This window comes from Hugonella massiliensis (genome assembly GCA_001486445.1).
GTDB classification, from domain to species: Bacteria; Actinomycetota; Coriobacteriia; order Coriobacteriales; family Eggerthellaceae; genus Hugonella; species Hugonella massiliensis.
Genome location: LN908986.1, coordinates 1 through 18,758, shown reverse-complemented (window position 1 = coordinate 18,758; position 18,758 = coordinate 1). Strand labels below are relative to the sequence as shown.

Below are 18,758 nucleotides of genomic sequence, written 5' to 3'. Positions count from 1 at the left end.
CAGGAGTGTAGGCAATGAGGGAAATTCGCATTAGCGACACCACCATGAAAGCCGCCAAGGACGCCAAGTCCATCGATCTTTCGTTCAAGGAAAAGCTTGAACTGTCGAAGCTTCTGAACCGACTGTCCGTGTCCGTGGTCGAAATCGAAGGCATCGAACAGCCCAAGGTCGACAGCCTCCGCATCAAGTCGATCGCCTCGATCGTGACCGACGCGGTGCTCGCCGTGCCCGTCAAGCTCGACGGGGAAGACGTCGCCCAGATCTGGGAATGCCTCGCCGAGGCAAAGCATCCCCGCCTGCAAGTCATGGCGTCGGTGAGCCCCGCGCAGATGGAGTACATCTACCACAAGAAGGCCCCCGCCATGCTCGATTCGATCGAGCAGACGGTCGCCGCCGCCGCGGCGCTCTGCCCCGATGTGGAATTCATCGCCGAAGACGCCACCCGCGCCGACCAGGACTACCTGGGCGAGGCTATCTCGCGTGCCATCAAGGCCGGCGCCACCACGGTGACGGTCTTCGACGAGGCGGGCAACATGCTCCCCGAAGAGTTCGGCGCCTTCGTCGACGACCTGGTGAAGTTCGTTCCCGCACTCAAGGATGTCTCGCTCGGCATCGCCTGCTCCGACGCTCTCTACATGGCCAACGCCTGCGCCACCGCCGGCATCATGGCCGGCGTCGACGAGATCAAGGCCTCCATGTACCCGCTCGGCATCGCCTCGGTCGAAAAGATGGTCAAGATCATCACCGACAAGCGCGACCAGCTCGGCGTGTCCACCGGCGTGCGCACCACCGAAATCAAGCGCGTGTCCGATCAGATTCGTCGCATCTGCGAGAGCGGCGACGCCGCGGGCCCCTCGATGGCGAGCACGAGCGAAGTCGACGGCTCCATCCAGCTCGACGCCAACGACACAATCGAAACGGTGACCGCCTGTGCCGCCAAGCTCGGCTACGAGCTTTCGGCCGAAGACCAGGTCAACGTCTACGAAGCCTTCCGCCGCATCGCCGAAAAGAAGGACGTCGTGGGCAGTCGCGAACTCGACACGATCGTCGCCACGGCGGCCTTGCAGGTGCCCGCCACCTACGAAATCGTCGACTACGTCTTCAATTCGGGCAACCACATCCGCTCCACCGCCCGCGTTCACCTGAGCAAGAACGGCGAGGATATGGAATACGTGGGCATGGGCGACGGCCCGATCGATGCCGCCTTCGCCGCCGTCGAGCACCTGGTGGGCCAGCACTTCGAGCTCGACGACTTCCAGATCCAGTCCGTCACCGAAGGCCACGAGGCCATGGGGCATACGCTCGTGAAGCTCGAGGCTAACGGCAAGCTCTATTCCGGCCGCGGCATTTCCACCGACATCGTGGGCTCGGCCATTCGCGCCTTCGTGAGCGCCGTGAACAAGATCGTCTATGAGGAGCAGAACTAATGAAGCTTTCGTTTTCCACTCGAGGCTGGCAGAACCGTTCCTGGGACGAATTGGTCGGCCTCGCAACTGAAATGGAATTCAACGGTATCGAGGTGAGCGACGTCCAGGCCAACGAGGCCTTCTCGGGCAAGGGTGCTCCCTTCGACCGCTCGATCGCCCGCGCCACGGCCCGCGACCTGCGCGGCAAGGGAATTGAAATCCCCGTCTTCGACACGACGATCGACATTTCCGATGACGTCGACCACGTCGAAGAGGTCAAGCAGCTCATCGACCTGGCCGCCATCGCCGGCGCCCAGAGCGTGAGCGTCAAGGCCCACCACGACAACGAAGACCGCGTGCGCGCCGCGCTTTCGGCCCTCATCGACTGCGCCCGCGAGCAAAAGGTGTCCATCCTGCTCGAAACCACCGGCATCTACGCCGATACCGAACGCTTGGTGAAGATGCTCGACGAATTCGCGAGCGACTACATCGCCGCCTTGTGGGACGTCCACCATCCCGTGCGCGACTTCGGCGAGAAGCCGGCAATCACGATTCGCAACCTGGGTGCCTACGTGCGCCACGTGCACATGCGTGACTCTTCCGACGACGGCGACTTCAACCTGGTGGGCGAGGGCACTCTGCCCATCGCCGACGTGATGCGCGCGCTCGCCTCGGTCAACTACGACGGCTTCGTTTCGATCGAATGCGAGCCCACCTGGATCGACGGCCTCGACGACCCGAGCGTCATCTTCCCTTACTACGTCAACTACATGAGCCGCTTCGACGACACCAAGAAGGCGCGCAACCCCCTGATCTTGAACCACGACGGCACGGGCCAGTACGTCTGGGAGAAAGACGAGCTCATCGACCTCACCTTCCCCCAGGTGCTCGACCGCATGGTGCAGGAATTCCCCGACCAGTACGCCTTCCGCTACACCACGCTCGATTACACGCGCACCTACGAAGAGTTCCGCGACGACGTCGACAACTTCGCTCGCGCCCTGCTCTCGCTGGGCGTGAAGCCGGGCAGCAAGGTCGCCATCTGGGCCACCAACGTGCCGGCCTGGTTCATCACCTTCTGGGCTACCACCAAGATCGGCGCCGTGCTCGTCACGGTCAACACCGCCTACAAGGTACATGAAGCCGAATACCTCCTGCGCCAGTCGGACACGCATACCCTCGTCATGATCGAGAGCGCGCTCGACTCCAACTACAAGGACATCATCAACGAGCTCTGCCCCGAAATCGCCGAAAGCACGCCGGGCGAGCCCCTGCACTGCAAGCGCTTGCCCTTCCTGCGCAACGTGATCACGGTCGACTTCAAGATGCCGGGTGCCCTCACCTTCGACGAGGCCTTCGACCGTGCCGACTTGGTCCCGCGCGAAGAGGTGCAGCGCTTGGCCGACAAGGTCCAGCCCGACGACGTGTGCAACATGCAGTACACGAGCGGTACGACCGGCTTTCCCAAGGGCGTCATGCTCACCCATCGCAACGTGGTCAACGACGGCAAGTGCATCGGCGACCGCATGGGCCTTTCCACGGCCGACCGCATGATGGTCCAGGTGCCCATGTTCCACTGCTTCGGCATGGTCCTTTCGATGACCTCGTCGATGACCCATGGCGCCACCCTGTGCCCCATGCCCTACTTCAGCGCCCGCGCGTCGCTGTCCTGCATCACGCAGGAGCGCATCACCTGCTTCAACGGCGTGCCCACGATGTTCATCGCGATGTTCAACCATCCCGATTACAAGAAGACCGACTTCTCTCACATGCGCACGGGCATCATGGCCGGTTCGGGCTGCCCGCCTGAGCTCATGCGTCGCGCCGCCCAGCCCGACGAGATGAACATGCGCGGCATCGTGAGCGTCTACGGCCAGACCGAATCGTCGCCCGGCGCCACCATGTCGGCCTGGACCGACCCTCTGTGGCTGCGCACCGACACGGTGGGCTACGCTTTCCCGCACGTGGAATGCAAGGTCATCGACCCCGATACGGGCGAAGAGCTGCCCGCCGGCGTCAATGGCGAGTTCTGCAGCCGCGGTTACAACACGATGAAGGGCTACTACAAGATGCCCGAAGCCACCCGCAGCACGGTCGACGAAGAGCGTTGGCTGCATTCGGGCGACATCGCCATGCACGACGAGCAGGGCAACTACATCGTGACCGGCCGTTTGAAGGACATGATCATCCGCGGCGGCGAGAACCTCTATCCCAAGGAGATCGAAGAGTTCATCTACACCCATCCCAAGGTGCAGGACGTCCAGGTCATCGGCGTGCCCGACAAGAAGTACGGCGAAGAGGCTGCGGCCTTCATCATCCTGAAGGCGGGGGAGACCGTCTCCGAAGACGAGATGCGCGAGTTCATCAAGACCCACATCGCCCGCCACAAGGTGCCCCGCTACATCCGCTTCGTCGACGAGTTCCCCATGAACGCCGCCGGCAAGGTGCTCAAGTACAAGATGCGCGAAGCCATGGCCAAAGAACTCGGCGTGGAAGACCTACTCGACAAGAAGAAGTGATCTCGCGCGGGCGCTCGGCTCTCGCGCCGGGCGCCCGCTTCTCTTCGCAATAGAAATCGTTTTCAAAACCCTACGAAAAGGAGGGCTTAGCATGGCACGTCCTATGACCATTGCCGAAAAGATTCTCGCGGCCCACGCCGGGCTCGACGAGGTCGTTCCCGGCCAGCTCATCGAATGCGACCTCGACCTGGTGCTTTCCAACGACGTCACCGCGCCGATCGCCATCGACGAATGCCGCAAGATCACCGACCGCGTGTGGAATCCCGACCGTGTCGTCATGGTGCCCGATCACTACACGCCCGCCAAGGACATCAAGAGCGCCGAACTGTCCAAGCGCGTGCGCGACTTCGTCCGCGAGCAGGGCATCAGCCACTACTGGGAAGTGGGCAAGGTCGGCATCGAGCACGCCCTTTTGCCCGAACAGGGCGTTTGCGTTCCCGGCGACCTCATCATCGGCGCCGATTCCCACACCTGCACCTACGGCGCTCTGGGCTGCTTCTCCACGGGCGTGGGCTCCACCGATGCCGGCGTGGGCCTGGCTACGGGCCGCGCCTGGTTCAAGGTGCCCGAAAGCATCAAATTCGAAATCGACGGCGAACTTGCCCCGGGCGTGTCGGGCAAAGACGTGATCCTGCACATCATCGGCATGATCGGCGTTGACGGAGCCCTCTACAAGGCTATGGAATTCACCGGCTCCACCATCCGCTCGATGAGCATGGACGGCCGCATGACCATTTCCAACATGGCTATCGAAGCGGGCGGCAAGGCGGGCCTCATCGAGGTCGACGACATCACGCGCGCCTACGTCGATGAGCGCAAGGAACGCGACTACGTGGAATATCATTCCGACCCCGACGCGACCTACGCGGCCGTCTACCACATCGACGCGACGCAGATCGAGCCCACGGTGGCCCTGCCGCATCTGCCTTCCAACACGCGCCCGGCCCGCGAATGCCGCGACCTCGCCATCGACCAGGTGGTTATCGGGTCGTGCACCAACGGCCGCATCGAGGACATGCGCGCTGCGGCTGCGGTGCTCAAAGGCCGCACGATCGATCCCCGCGTGCGCTGCATCATCATTCCGGCGACCCAGCAGATCGAGCGCCAGTGCATCGAAGAGGGGCTCACCCAGATCTTCCTCGATGCCAACTGCGCGGTGAGCACCCCTACCTGCGGTCCCTGCCTGGGCGGGCACATGGGCTGCCTGGCCCATGGCGAACGCGCGGTGGCCACCACCAACCGCAACTTCGTGGGCCGCATGGGCGACCCCACGTCGCAAGTAATCCTGGCCAACCCCGTCGTGGCGGCGGCGTCGGCGGTGGCAGGCCACGTGGCCTTGCCCGAGGACTTGGACTAGAAAGGGAAGCGACATGAAGTTCGAAGGAAACGCGCATCGCTACGGGCGCGACATCGACACCGACGTGATCATTCCGGCGCGCTACCTGACCACCACGGTCCCCGAAGAGCTCGCCAAACACTGCCTGGAGGATTTGGACCCCGCCTTCGCGTCGAAGGTGGAGCCGGGCGACATCCTGGTGGCCGAAGAAAACTTCGGCTGCGGATCGTCGCGCGAGCACGCGCCTATCTCGATCAAGGCGGCCGGCGTGAGCGTCGTCATCGCCAAAAGCTTCGCCCGCATCTTCTATCGCAACGCGATCAACATCGGCCTGCCCATCATGGAATGCGCCGAAGCGGTCGACGGCATCAAGGCCGGCGATAGGGTGGCGGTCGACGCCGATACGGGCACGATTGCCAACCTCACCACGGGCCAGGTCTTCCATGCCCAGCCCTTCCCGGACTTCATCCAGGAGATTATCGCGTACGGCGGTCTCATCCCGCGCACCAAGGCCCTACTCTCCAGGGACCGGGCTGCCTCGTAGGGGCGCCGTTCGTACGCGTTCCATCATCAATGTGTGACAGAACCCGCCCCATCGGGGCGGACTTAGCTACCTGCAACCATCGGAGGCAAACATGAGCAGGAAAATCGCCATTTTCGACACCACCTTGCGCGACGGCGAGCAATCGCCCGGCGCGTCCATGAACACCCAGGAAAAGCTCGTCGTGACCCGTCAGCTCCTCCGTTTGGGCGTCGACGTCATCGAAGCCGGCTTCCCCATTTCCAGCCCCGGCGACTTCCAGTCGGTGCAGCGCATCGCTGCGGAAGTGGGCGACCGCGCCGTGACCTGCGCCCTTTCGCGCGCCGTTGACAAGGACATCGACGAATGCGGTCGCGCCCTGGCCGACTGCCCGCGCCCCCGCATCCATACCGGCATCGGCGTGAGCCCTCAGCATCTGAAGTACAAGTTCCGCGGCATGAGCCTGGAAGAGGCCATCGACCGCGGCGTGCACGCGGTCAAGCGCGCCCGGAAGTACACCGACGACGTCGAGTTCTACGCCGAAGACGCCGGTCGCGCCCCCTTCGAGGACCTGGCCCGCATGATCCAAGCCGCCGTGAAGGCCGGCGCCACGGTCGTCAACATCCCCGATACCACCGGCTACGAGATGCCTTGGGTCTTCGGCGAGCGCATCAAGTACCTGCGCGAGCACGTCGACGGCATCGAAGACGTTACCATTTCGGTGCACTGCCACAACGACCTGGGCATGGCCACCGCGCTTGCCATGGAAGGCGTGCGCAATGGCGCCACCCAGATCGAGTGCACGATCAACGGCCTGGGCGAGCGTGCCGGCAACACCGCCATGGAAGAAGTGGTCATGGCGATCAAGATGCACGGCGAAGAGCTCGACGCCCATACCGACATCAACCCCTCGGAATTCCTGCAGGCTTCCCGCCTGGTGAGCTCGATTACCGGCTTCCCCGTGCCGCCCAACAAGGCCATCGTGGGTTCCAACGCCTTTTCGCACAGCTCGGGCATTCATCAGGACGGCGTCATCAAGGGGCGCGACACCTACGAGATCATCGACCCCACGCTGGTGGGCGCCAAGGGTTCGAGCATCGTCCTGTCCGCCCGCTCCGGCCATGCCGCCCTGCGCAAGCGCCTCGAGGATTTGGGCTACGAGGTGGGCGACAAGGAGCACTTCGACAAGATCTACCGCGACTTCCTCGATCTGGCCGACCGCAAGAAGGAGGTCATGGACGAAGACCTGCACTCCCTCATGGGCGAGCGTGCCCGCAACGAGGACGCCCTCTACACCCTCAAGGCCACGCAGATCAGCTGCGGCCAGCCGCTGACCCCCACGGCGACCGTCACGATCGCCGACCCCGAAGGCCACGAGCACATCGCCTGCGAGTACGGTACCGGCCCGATCGACGCCCTCTATAAGGCCATCGACAAGATCGTGAAGGCCGATTGCGACTTGAGCGAGTACAGCGTGCAGTCGGTCACCCGCGGCATCGACGCCCTGGGCGAGGTAACCGTCCGCATCATGTCGGCCGACGGCGAGGTCTACAGCGGCCGCGGTTCGGAATGCGACATCACGGTGAGCTCGGCCAAGGCCTACCTCAACGCCTTGAACCGCATGATCCGCAAAGAGCACTAGGGAGCGCGCGTGGAAACGAAGAAGATCTGCCTCCTTCCCGGCGACGGGATCGGTCCTGAAATCATCGCGGAAGGCGTGAAGGTCCTTGACGCGGTGGGGAAGAAGTACGACGTCGCCTTCGATTACGAGGAAGCCCTCATCGGTGGCTGCGCGATCGACGCCGTGGGCAACCCTCTGCCCGAAGAGACGCTCGACGCCGCCCGCGCGAGCGACGCGGTGCTGCTCGCGGCCGTCGGCGGCCCTAAGTGGGACACCACCGACAGCTCCAAGCCCCGCCCCGAACAGGGCCTTTTGGGCATTCGCAAGCAGCTGGGCCTCTACACCAACCTGCGCCCCGTGCGCATCTTCGACGCCCTGCGCGACGCGTCGACGTTAAAGCCCGCCGTGGTGGAAGGCGTCGATTTGGTCATCGTGCGCGAGCTCACGGGCGGCCTCTACTTCGGCCATCGCGAGCGCTTCTACGACGAAGAGGGCGCCGGTGCCCACGGCGGTCGCGGCCAGCGCGCCGTCGACACGCTCGAGTACCGCGAATACGAAATCGAGCGCATCGCCCGCCAGGCTTTCCGCGCCGCGCAGTCGCGCCACGGCCGCGTGCACAGCATCGACAAGGCCAACGTGCTCGATACCTCTCGTCTGTGGCGCGAGGTCGTCCATCGCGTGCACGACGAGGAATTCCCCGAAATCGAGCTCGTCGACATGCTCGTGGACAACACGGCCATGCAGTTGGTGAACAACCCGCGCCAGTTCGACGTGATCGTGACCGAAAACATGTTCGGCGACATCCTTTCCGACGAAGCTGCCCAGATCACGGGCAGCCTGGGGATGCTTGCGAGTGCGTCGCTCGGCGACGGGGTGGGACTCTTCGAGCCCAGCCATGGGTCGGCGCCCGACATCGCCGGCCGGGGCATCGCCAACCCCTTGGCTCAGATCCTGTCGGTGGGCATGATGCTCCAGTACGCCTTCGGCATGGTCGACGCGGCCAACGACGTGACCCGCGCCGTGTCGCAGGTGCTCGACGAAGGGTGGCGCACGGGCGATTTGGCCACGAGCGCCACGCCTGCCGACAAGGTGATGGGTACGGTGGCCATGGGCGATCTGGTTGCCCGGCATATCGCCGGCTAACCGAACGCCGTGCCTTGGAAAAGGGCCCGCACGCACGTGCGGGCCCTTTTGCGTTCTCGCATCTTCACCGTATTCACTTGTTTTATGTTCGTTTCAAAAAATTTGCACTAAAATAGTCGCCCGTGCGCATGCGCACAGCAATACGTACCGAACATGAAGAAGGTGCTCGCATGGCGAAGAAGATCATCCTCGACTGCGACCCCGGCCACGACGATGCGGTTGCCCTCCTCCTTGCGGTGGGCAACCCCGAAATCGACCTGCTGGGCGTCACGACGGTCGGCGGCAATCAGAGCCTCGACAAGGTAACCTACAATGCGCGCGCGGTCCTCGAGAAAGCTCACGCGACCGACGTTCCCGTCTATGCCGGGTGCGATCGTCCGCTTACTCGCCCGCAGGAAGTCGCGGCCTCGATTCACGGCGAAACCGGTCTCGATGGCGTCGAGCTCCCCGTGCCCACCCGTCCGCTCGAAGACATGCACGCAGTCAACTACATCGTCAAGACCATCATGGAAAACGAACCCGGCACGATCACCCTGGTCCCCACGGGTCCGCTCACCAACATCGCGATGGCCTGCCGCATGGAGCCTGCGATCGTCGACCGCGTGAAGGAAGTCGTCCTCATGGGCGGCGGTTACCACGTGGGCAACTGGAGCGCCGTGGCCGAATTCAACATCAAGGTCGACCCCGAAGCCGCCCATGTCGTCTTCAACGAGCCCTGGCCCCTCACCATGGTCGGCCTCGACCTCACCCATCAGGCCCTCTGCACGCCGGAGGCCCAGAAGCAGATCGAATCGGTGGGGACCCCGCTTGCCACCTTCGTGAGCGGTCTCATGGACTTCTTCCGCAAGACCTACCAGGACAACCAGGACTTCGTCGACCCGCCGGTACACGATCCCTGCACCGTGGCCTATCTGATCGACCCCACGTGCGTGCAGACGCGCCGCTGCCCGATCGACATCGAGATTCACGGCGAACATACCCTCGGCATGACGGTCTGCGACCTGCGCGGCCCCGAGCCCTCCGCCGACGAATGCCACACCCAGGTGGCCACCAAGCTCGATTTCAAGAAATTCTGGGACCTCGTAACCGACGCAATCGAAAGGATCGGCTAACGTCATGTCCGCAACCGAAACCAAGAAGGGGTCCATCGTTTCGCTGATGGCAGCCCTGCTGGTGGCTATCTTCGCCTTCCAGCTCAACGCTTCCATGCTCTCGCCTGCGCTGGTGACCATGCAGGCGGAACTCAACACCACCGAAGTCGCCATCGGCAACACGCAGACCGTCTTCTTCACGGCGGCCGCCCTCTTCTCCCTCTTCCTTCCGCGCCTTGCCGACCTCGTCGGCCGCAAGAAGGTGCTTACCGGCATGCTTGCCATCACCGGCCTGGGCTGCATCGTGAGCGCCCTTGCCCCCAACGTCGACGTGCTCATGGTGGGTCGCGTCATGCAGGGCGTCGCCGGTCCGGTGGTCCCCATGTGCCTGATCATGCTCCATGCCGAAATCACCGAAGAGGCCCGCTACACCCGCTTGATGGCCATTCTCACCTCGGTCAACGGCGGTATCGCCGGCGTCGACGCCCTTTTGGGCGGCTGGCTTGCCGGTAACTTCGGCTTCCGTTCGGTCTTCGCCGTCATGGCGGTCGTGGCGGCCGTTGCCGTCGTCCTCATCACCGTCTGCTGCAGGGAAACCACCGCCGAAGAGACCCCCAAGATGGACTGGGCGGGCGTCTTCTCGCTCGGCATCGCCTTCTTGGCCGCCTATCTGGCGATTAACGAAATCCAGAAGCTGGCCGCTGCCAACTTCGGCCTGGTCGCCCTCCTTGTTATCGTCGCCGCTGTCTTCTTCGTCATCTTCTGGAAGATCGAAAACAAGAAGCAGCATCCCATGGTGGCCACGCACTACCTGCGCCAGCGCCGCACCTGGGGCCTTTTGCTCACCACATTGCTCACGATGACGGGCGTCTTCGCTATCATGAACGGCGTCGTGCCCGCCATCGCCCAGGACCCCAACATGGGCGTGAACATGGGCGCCGACGTCGTATCCTTCGCCACGCTGACCCCCTATGCGCTGCTCGGCCTTGTCTTCGGCCCGGTTGCCGGCATCCTCGCGAGCAAATTCGGCTACCACACGGTACTGCGCTGCGGCCTGCTCGTGAGCATCCTGGGCGTTTTGTTCGGCATCTTCCTGTGCAATAACGCGAGCGTGGTGGGTCTCGTCGTGATTTCGGTCGTGCTCGGCGTTGCCTACGCCGGCACCGCCAACATCATGCTCAACGGTTTGGGCATCGTGCTGTCGCCCAAGGACAATCCCGGCTATCTGCCCGGCATGAACGCCGGCGCCTTCAACCTGGGTGCGGGCCTGTCCTACGCCGTCCTCTACGCGGTCATGCAGCAGATGGCCCAGGGTGCAGGCGTCGTGGCCGGCTACGTGTCGTCCATGGTGGCGGCCGCCGTCCTGCTTGGCCTCGCCCTGGCCGTCTCCTTCCTCATCCCCAAGGAAGAGGACGCAGACAACAGCTAATCGGCACCGTGCACGGTGCTTGTCGCCGGCTGGGCATCGCGCCCGGCCGGCGTTTTCGTATCGATGCGGAAAGAGGAAATCCCCGTGAGCAATGTAGTGGTTTTCGGCAGCCTCAACATGGATCTGTCAATCGCAAGCGACCATATGCCCATCTTGGGCGAAACGGTCATCGGGCACGACTTCATCACCAACCCCGGCGGCAAGGGAGCCAACCAGGCGGTAGCCGCCGCCAAGCTCGGCGCTAGCGTGCGCATGCTCGGCGCCGTGGGCACCGACGCTTTCGGCGACCAGATGATCGCGGCGCTTGCCGAATACGGCGTTCAGTGCGATCACCTCCTGCGCACCGACGCGGCGTCTACCGGCGTGGCCCTTATCACCCGTGTCGCGGGCGATAATTTCATCACGATCGATTCCGGCGCCAACATGGTGCCGCGCATCGATTACGTCCGCCGCTCGCTCGACGCTTTTGCCCGTGGCGGCGACGTCTTCCTCTGCCAGCTGGAGTGCGACTTCGACACCACGATGGACGCCCTGCGCCATGCGCATGACCGCGGCATGTACACGGTGGTCAATCCCGCGCCCGCCCGCGAGCTGCCGCTCGAGGTCTACCCCTTCATCGACCTGCTCGTGGTCAACGAGTGCGAATGCGAAACGCTCACGAGCATTTTCCCCGACGACGACCGCGCCATTCGGGCGGCCATGGAAGAGCTTGCGGGAGCGGGCGCCGGGTCGATTGCAATCACGCTCGGCGCACGGGGCTCGTGCGTCTATTCTCAGGGCGCGATCATCGAGTCGGTCCCGCCGGCGGTGCGCGCCGTCGACACCACCTGCGCGGGAGATACCTATATCGGCGCCCTCGTCGCCGGCTACGCCCGCGGACTCACGACGGAAGAGGCAGTCGCTCTCGCCACGAAGGCGTCGGCGCTCGCTACTACCAAAGTGGGCGCCCAGCAGTCGATTCCCCTTCTTGTCGACCTCGATTAGGAATCTTCGACACCTGCTCGCTTAAGGCCGTTCGCGCACGTGCGCGAACGGCCTTTCTTGCGTTTTGAAGGTCTTCGATTTCAGAGCGCGCGTCTCGGAGCACGCAGATTCGGATACCCTGAGAGGAACAGTCGACCAAGGAGGATAGCGATGGGCACACGGGTGGCGGCAATCGATTTCTATCTGGAAAACGGCGACCTCATGCGGCGCATGTTCGCTCAAGCGGGCATCGACGTGGTGGAAGCCGATTCGCGAAAAGGCCAAGAGGCAACGACCGTCCTGCGTGGGGTCCAGGGAATCATCACCTCCTACGGCGATTTTTCCGCCTCGGTCATCGACGCGCTCGACCCCACGGTTAAGGTCATCAGCCGCACGGGGGTGGGCGTCGACAACATAGACGTTGAAGCGGCTACCCGACGGGGCATCGCCGTCTGCTACGTGCCGGGCTACGCCACCGAAGTGGTGTCCACCCACGCGATCGCTCTTGCGCTCGCCGTGCTGCGACGGATAACCGAAGCCGACCGCAATGTGCGGGCGGGGAAGTGGGACCTCGCTCACCTCCCCGCGCTCGGCCAGGTCGCGGGACGCACCTTCGGCATCGTGGGATATGGTGCGATTGGCAGGGAAACGGCCCGCAAGGCAGCAGGGCTCGGGTTCGATGTGGTCGTATGGTCACGGTCGCTCGAACGGGAGGGCGCTGCCGCAACGCCCGAAGGCTATCCCTGTCTGCCGCTCGATACGCTGGTGTCAACCGCCGATGTGGTGAGTCTGCACACGGCCCTTGTTCCTGCGACCCGCAATCTCATCGACCGACGGCGCATCGCCCGTATGAAACCGGGGGCCGTCCTGGTGAATACGGCGCGCGGGGGTCTTGTCGACGCCGCCGCACTCGCCTGCGCTCTCGAGGAAGGGCGCCTTTTCGGTGCCGGTCTCGACGTGTTCCCCGAAGAGCCCCTCGACTCAGGGAGCCCGCTGGTCCGAGCTCCGCGCACCGTGCTCACGCCCCATGCCGCCTACCAATCGGAAGAAGCCGTGCGCGAGCTCTGCGAGCGGTCGGTGCAGGCAGTCATCGATGTGGTGCAGGGAAGGGCGCCCGCCGATTGCATTAATCCAAGCGTCCTGTAAAGCTGCTTACCGGTAGGCGGGCGCATTCATCGGTTGTGTGCAAAAGATGAAGGCGGTAATTCGTGCTTGCGTCGGCTACGGGAGATGCGTACTATACCGTCTTGCCGCTTGAAACGGGCGCTGTTCAAGCCCTTGGAAACAAGGCCATTGAACAGGGAAGATGCAAGTCTTTCAAAGAGGTTGCAAAAACTTTTTTGAAATTGTTCTTGACATTCTTCTTCGATGTAATTATTCTACATCGAAGCCGCAAGCAGCGGCGCCCGCCCCCAACGGGGGCGCGGGAGGACCTTGAGAACCGGATACTGCGAACGAGAGAATTCAAGCTAGACGAACCCCGTCGTTCCGCGGCAGCCTCCAACGAGGCCGCGGGAAGACGGAAAACGAAACAGAGATCTCACAGATCCGTTGGAAGAGAGACCGTCGGCCTCCTCGGGGGCCGCGCTTTAAACGGAGAGTTTGATCCTGGCTCAGGATGAACGCTGGCGGCGTGCCTAACACATGCAAGTCGAACGATTAACCCGCCTTCGGGCGGTCATAGAGTGGCGAACGGGTGAGTAACACGTGACCAACCTGCCCCCTGCTCCGGGATAGCCCCGCGAAAGCGGGATTAACACCGGGTACTCCCGCGGGACCGCATGGCCCCGCGGGGAAAACGATTCAGCGGCAGGGGATGGGGTCGCGTCCCATTAGGTAGTAGGCGGGGCAACGGCCCACCTAGCCCGCGATGGGTAGCCGGGTTGAGAGACCGATCGGCCACATTGGGACTGAGATACGGCCCAGACTCCTACGGGAGGCAGCAGTGGGGAATTTTGCGCAATGGGGGCAACCCTGACGCAGCAACGCCGCGTGCGGGACGGAGGCCTTCGGGTCGTAAACCGCTTTCAGCAGGGAAGAACCATGACGGTACCTGCAGAAGAAGCTCCGGCTAACTACGTGCCAGCAGCCGCGGTAATACGTAGGGAGCGAGCGTTATCCGGATTCATTGGGCGTAAAGCGCGCGTAGGCGGCTCGCCAAGCGGGGTCTCAAACCCGGGGGCTCAACCTCCGGCCCGACCCCGAACCGGCGGGCTCGAGTTCGGTAGAGGAAGACGGAATTCCCGGTGTAGCGGTGAAATGCGCAGATATCGGGAAGAACACCGATGGCGAAGGCAGTCTTCTGGGCCGACACTGACGCTGAGGTGCGAAAGCTAGGGGAGCGAACAGGATTAGATACCCTGGTAGTCCTAGCCGTAAACGATGGGCACTAGGTGTGGGGGAGCCCTTCCCCCGTGCCGCAGCTAACGCATTAAGTGCCCCGCCTGGGGAGTACGGCCGCAAGGCTAAAACTCAAAGGAATTGACGGGGGCCCGCACAAGCAGCGGAGCATGTGGCTTAATTCGAAGCAACGCGAAGAACCTTACCAGGGCTCGACATCCGGGTGAAGCGGCGGAGACGCCGTGGCCGAGAGGAGCCCGGACAGGTGGTGCATGGCTGTCGTCAGCTCGTGTCGTGAGATGTTGGGTTAAGTCCCGCAACGAGCGCAACCCCTGCCCCATGTTGCCAGCATTGAGTTGGGGACTCATGGGGGACTGCCGGCGTCAAGCCGGAGGAAGGTGGGGACGACGTCAAGTCATCATGCCCCTTATGCCCTGGGCTGCACACGTGCTACAATGGCCGGCACAGCGGGATGCGAAGGAGCGATCCGGAGCGGATCCCCCAAAGCCGGTCCCAGTTCGGATCGGGGGCTGCAACCCGCCCCCGTGAAGTCGGAGTTGCTAGTAATCGCGGATCAGCACGCCGCGGTGAATACGTTCCCGGGCCTTGTACACACCGCCCGTCACACCACCCGAGTCGTCTGCACCCGAAGTCGCCGGCCGAACCCGCAAGGGGCGGAGGCGCCGAAGGTGTGGAGGGTAAGGGGGGTGAAGTCGTAACAAGGTAGCCGTACCGGAAGGTGCGGCTGGATCACCTCCTTTCTAGGGAGAAATCGGGCGCCAGCCCGAAGCGCGGTCGAGCGAGAGCTCCCGCGCCCCGGAAGGCGAATGGGTTCGCCTCACAGGGGAAAAAGTGTACGAAAGCTTGAAGCCCCTATCTCTCGTCTCGCGGCATCCGGTCCCGAGGGCCCTCCCTCGGACGGTCGGGGAAACCTCCCCCTCCGGGCACCTTGAGAGTTGCATAGCGTTTCATAGAAACTGAAAGAATCATCAGCGAGAATCCCTCAGATTCGTTTTTCAAACTAATTCGATCTTCCGGGAATCCCGCAGGTGGTTCGCATTACACGATCGCAATAACTAAGATATGGATACCCGAAATACTTTTATTTCGAACTGACGCCTCCCGCGCAGAAGCGCGGGAGGGGACGCGAAGGGAAATGAAGATACGTAGGGCGCACGGTGGATGCCTTGGCATAGGAAGGCTTCGAAGGACGCGGCAAGCTGCGATAATCTGCGGTGAGGAGCAAACATCCCTCGACCCGCAGGTCTCCGAACGGGGCAACCCGCCAGAGCGGAGCTCTGGCACCTCCCGCCGAACGCATAGGCGGGAAGGGGCGAACCGGGGGAACTGAAACATCTAAGTACCCCGAGGAAAGGAAATCAACCGAGATCGCGCGAGTAGCGGCGAGCGAAAGCGCGTTTAGCCTAAACCCATGCATGCGCACAGCCTGCAGGCGTTGCTGCATGGGGGTCGTGGGAGCGCGCATCCGGTCCCTGCAGGGGCCGGCGCCGGTTACAAAGGGACTGGGAAGCGGAACGGCATGGAAAGGCCGGCCGGAGCGGGCGAGAGCCCCGTACGCGGACCCCAGTCCCCCGGCGGACGCGCATCCCGAGTACAGCCGGGCACGTGAAACCCGGTTGGAAGCAGGGGGGACCGCCCTCCAAGGCTGAATACTCTCCTATGACCGATAGAGGACCAGTACCGTGAGGGAAAGGTGAAAAGCACCCCGAGAGGGGAGTGAAACAGTACCTGAAACCGTGCGCCCGCAAGCAGTCGGAGCAGAGGATTCCTCTGTGACGGCGTGCCTTTTGTAGAATGAGCCAGCGAGTTACGGTGCGCTGCGAGGTTAAGCTTCGAAGCGAGCCGCAGTGAAAGCGAGCCTTTAAGATGGCGGTGAGTAGCGCGCCGTAGACGCGAAGCCGGGTGAGCTATCCATGGGCAGGGTGAAGCGGGGGTAAGACCCCGTGGAGGCCCGAACCCACTTCGGTTGAAAACGGAGGGGACGACCCGTGGATAGGGGTGAAAGGCCAATCAAACCCGGAGATATCTCGTTCTCCCCGAAATAGCTTTAGGGCTAGCCGCGGCCGTACGATGCCGGAGGTAGAGCACTGGACTTCCGAGGGGGCCTCACCGCCTGCCGAGGAAAACCAAACTCCGAATGCCGGCATCCCATTGGCCGCGAGTCAGAGCATGTGGGCTAAGCTGTGTGCTCGAGAGGGAAACAGCCCAGACCGCCCGCTAAGGCCCCCAAGTCCGTGCCGAGTGGCAAAGGATGTGCGTTTGCCTAGACAACCAGGATGTTGGCTTAGAAGCAGCCATGCATTTAAAGAGTGCGTAACAGCTCACTGGTCGAGTGGACATGCGCCGACAATTCACGGGGCTAAGCACGGCGCCGAAGCGGCGGACGGATCGAGAGATCCTGTGGTAGGGGAGCTTTCCCGGAGGGGCGAAGCGCGAGGGGCGACCCCGCGTGGACATCCGGGAAGTGAGAATGCTGGCATGAGTAACGAGAGAGGGGCGGGAAACCCCTCCGCCGTAAGCCTAAGGGTTCCTGGGCAACGCTAATCGCCCCAGGGTCAGTCGGGAGCTAAGCCGAGGCGGACACGCGTAGGCGATGCACAACAGGCGGACATTCCTGTACCGCCGCGGGCCGTCACCACCGACGGGGTGACGGGGAAGGGTAGCCGGGCGGGGTTCTGGACGTCCCCGTGAAAGCGCGTAGGGCGGTCGGCATGGAAACCAGCCGACCGATGAGCCCGAGACGCGAGACGAAGGATCTGATCCGAAGCCGGCGAGCCCATGCCCCCTGGAAAAACCTCTAGGGAGGCCCGCGGCGCCCGTACCAAAACCGACACAGGTAGGCGGGTAGAGCATACCGAGGCGATCGGGAGAACCATGGTTAAGGAACTCGGCATACCGACCCCGTAACTTCGGGAGAAGGGGTGCCCGCCCAGGTGAGGGAGCTAGCCTCCGGAGCCCGGGCGGGCCGCAGCGAAACGGCCCAAGCGACTGTTTATCAAAAACACAGGACTCTGCAAAGCCGCAAGGCGACGTATAGGGTCTGACGCCTGCCCGGTGCCGGAAGGTTACGCGGAAGCGTTAGCGAAAGCGAGGCGCCGAAGCCAAGCCCCGGTAAACGGCGGCCGTAACTATAACGGTCCTAAGGTAGCGAAATTCCTTGTCGGGTAAGTTCCGACCTGCACGAATGGCGTAACGACTTGGGCGCTGTCTCAACCATGGACCCGGTGAAATTGCATTGTTCGTGAAGATGCGAACTTCCCGCGGAAGGACGGAAAGACCCCGTGAACCTTTACTACAGCTTGGCATTGATCGTTGGCTCGGTGCGTAGAGGATAGGTGGGAGGCTATGAACCCCGGGCGCCAGCCCGGGCGGAGCCGCCCTTGGAATACCACCCTCACCGTTCCGGCGATCTAACGCGCGGCCGCGATCCGGCGCGCGGACCGTGCCAGGCGGGTAGTTTGACTGGGGCGGTCGCCTCCCAAAGAGTAACGGAGGCGTGCGCAAGGTCCGCTCAGGACGGTCGGCAACCGTCCGCAGAGCACAAGAGTACAAGCGGGCTTGACTGCGAGGCCGACGAGCCGAGCAGGTGGGAAACCAGGTTCTAGTGATCCGGCGGCCCGACGTGGAACGGCCGTCGCTCAACGGATAAAAGGTACTCCGGGGATAACAGGCTGATCTTGCCCAAGAGTCCACATCGACGGCAAGGTTTGGCACCTCGATGTCGGCTCATCGCATCCTGGGGCTGAAGTCGGTCCCAAGGGTATGGCTGTTCGCCATTCAAAGCGGTACGCGAGCTGGGTTCAGAACGTCGTGAGACAGTTCGGTCCCTATCCTCCGCGGGCGCAAGAGAACTGAGGAGATCTGCCCCTAGTACGAGAGGACCGGGGTGGACGGACCTCGGGTGCAGCGGTGGTCGGCCAACGGCACTGCCGCGTAGCTACGTCCGGAACGGATAAGCGCTGAAGGCATCTAAGCGCGAAGCCGTCTCCAAGATGAGATCTCTTTCCGGTAAGACCCCTCGTAGACCACGAGGTTGATAGGCCGCAGCTGCAAGCGCCGCGAGGCGCTCAGGCGAGCGGTACTAATCGGTCGAGCTCTTCATCTCAATTCGCACCCGTATCTGACGGTCCGTGAGGTTTCCGTGAGCGCCATGCAACCCCCAGGGTCGGCCCGGAGCCGCCTTGGAAAACCTAGAGAGATCCTAACCAGGACCTCGCGGGGGAGCGCCCCCCGCGAGCGCGACCATGGAGCGGGGGATCACCCGGACCCATTCCGAACCCGGCAGTTAAGCCCCGCATCGCCGAAAGTACTGCGGGGGAAGCCCGTGGGAGGATAGGGCGTCGCGCTCGCGGAGGGCGCTTTTTCTTTG

10 protein-coding genes and 3 rRNA genes are annotated in these 18,758 nt (G+C 63.2%); all 13 read left to right on the top strand.

The annotated features are described in order from the left end of the window. Positions 1-14 precede the first annotated feature (14 nt). The 13 genes from BN3270_RS02725 to rrf all read left to right on the top strand — a co-directional run bounded on the left by BN3270_RS02725 (position 15) and on the right by rrf (position 18,738). Positions 15-1,427: an alpha-isopropylmalate synthase regulatory domain-containing protein gene (locus tag BN3270_RS02725; protein WP_058985666.1), complete on the top strand. Its 1,413-nt coding sequence runs from the start codon at positions 15-17 to the stop codon at positions 1,425-1,427. Then, positions 1,427-3,925, top strand: coding sequence for an AMP-binding protein (locus BN3270_RS02720; RefSeq protein ID WP_058985665.1), 2,499 nt, complete (start codon positions 1,427-1,429; stop codon positions 3,923-3,925). The genes BN3270_RS02725 and BN3270_RS02720 overlap by 1 nt, the downstream gene beginning before the upstream one ends. A gap of 91 nt (positions 3,926-4,016) precedes the next feature. Further along, a complete protein-coding gene (leuC, locus tag BN3270_RS02715) occupies positions 4,017-5,282 on the top strand; it encodes a 3-isopropylmalate dehydratase large subunit (protein WP_058985664.1) in 1,266 nt (421 codons plus the stop codon). A gap of 13 nt (positions 5,283-5,295) precedes the next feature. After that, positions 5,296-5,805: a 3-isopropylmalate dehydratase small subunit gene (locus BN3270_RS02710; RefSeq protein WP_058985663.1), complete on the top strand. Its 510-nt coding sequence runs from the start codon at positions 5,296-5,298 to the stop codon at positions 5,803-5,805. Between the two features lie 91 nt (positions 5,806-5,896). Further along, on the top strand, positions 5,897-7,423 hold the full coding sequence (locus BN3270_RS02705; RefSeq protein WP_058985662.1) for a 2-isopropylmalate synthase: 1,527 nt from the start codon (positions 5,897-5,899) through the stop codon (positions 7,421-7,423). 9 nt (positions 7,424-7,432) lie between these two features. Further along, positions 7,433-8,545, top strand: coding sequence for a 3-isopropylmalate dehydrogenase (gene leuB, locus BN3270_RS02700; protein WP_058985661.1), 1,113 nt, complete (start codon positions 7,433-7,435; stop codon positions 8,543-8,545). Between the two features lie 170 nt (positions 8,546-8,715). Beyond that, positions 8,716-9,657, top strand: a complete 942-nt coding sequence (gene uriH / locus BN3270_RS02695) for a uridine-preferring nucleoside hydrolase UriH (protein ID WP_058985660.1) — start codon at positions 8,716-8,718, stop codon at positions 9,655-9,657. A 4-nt stretch (positions 9,658-9,661) separates the two neighbouring features. Next, positions 9,662-11,065 carry a uridine transporter UriT gene (gene uriT, locus BN3270_RS02690; RefSeq protein ID WP_058985659.1) on the top strand — a complete coding sequence of 468 codons (1,404 nt, stop codon included), beginning with the start codon at positions 9,662-9,664 and terminating at the stop codon, positions 11,063-11,065. A gap of 84 nt (positions 11,066-11,149) precedes the next feature. Next, complete coding sequence (locus BN3270_RS02685) at positions 11,150-12,049, top strand: ribokinase (RefSeq protein WP_058986770.1); 900 nt, start codon at positions 11,150-11,152, stop codon at positions 12,047-12,049. A 150-nt stretch (positions 12,050-12,199) separates the two neighbouring features. After that, entirely contained in the window at positions 12,200-13,174 is a 975-nt protein-coding gene (locus tag BN3270_RS02680) for a C-terminal binding protein (protein ID WP_058985658.1), read from the top strand. A 444-nt stretch (positions 13,175-13,618) separates the two neighbouring features. Next, positions 13,619-15,129 (top strand): 16S ribosomal RNA (locus BN3270_RS02675). Positions 15,130-15,523: 394 nt separating this feature from the next. Next, positions 15,524-18,494 (top strand): 23S ribosomal RNA (locus tag BN3270_RS02670). Between the two features lie 129 nt (positions 18,495-18,623). Then, positions 18,624-18,738 (top strand): 5S ribosomal RNA (rrf, locus tag BN3270_RS02665). The 16S, 23S and 5S rRNA genes sit together here, the layout of an rRNA operon. Positions 18,739-18,758: the final 20 nt, after the last annotated feature.

What these genes read in the sequence shown, in the direction of transcription:
- leuC (WP_058985664.1), top strand. Translation starts at nt 4,017, where the DNA reads ATGGCACGTCCTATGACCATTGCCGAAAAGATTCTCGCGGCCCACGCC.
- BN3270_RS02725 (WP_058985666.1), top strand. Translation starts at nt 15, where the DNA reads ATGAGGGAAATTCGCATTAGCGACACCACCATGAAAGCCGCCAAGGAC.
- BN3270_RS02720 (WP_058985665.1), top strand. Translation starts at nt 1,427, where the DNA reads ATGAAGCTTTCGTTTTCCACTCGAGGCTGGCAGAACCGTTCCTGGGAC.
- uriH (WP_058985660.1), top strand. Translation starts at nt 8,716, where the DNA reads ATGGCGAAGAAGATCATCCTCGACTGCGACCCCGGCCACGACGATGCG.
- BN3270_RS02680 (WP_058985658.1), top strand. Translation starts at nt 12,200, where the DNA reads ATGGGCACACGGGTGGCGGCAATCGATTTCTATCTGGAAAACGGCGAC.
- BN3270_RS02710 (WP_058985663.1), top strand. Translation starts at nt 5,296, where the DNA reads ATGAAGTTCGAAGGAAACGCGCATCGCTACGGGCGCGACATCGACACC.
- uriT (WP_058985659.1), top strand. Translation starts at nt 9,662, where the DNA reads ATGTCCGCAACCGAAACCAAGAAGGGGTCCATCGTTTCGCTGATGGCA.
- BN3270_RS02705 (WP_058985662.1), top strand. Translation starts at nt 5,897, where the DNA reads ATGAGCAGGAAAATCGCCATTTTCGACACCACCTTGCGCGACGGCGAG.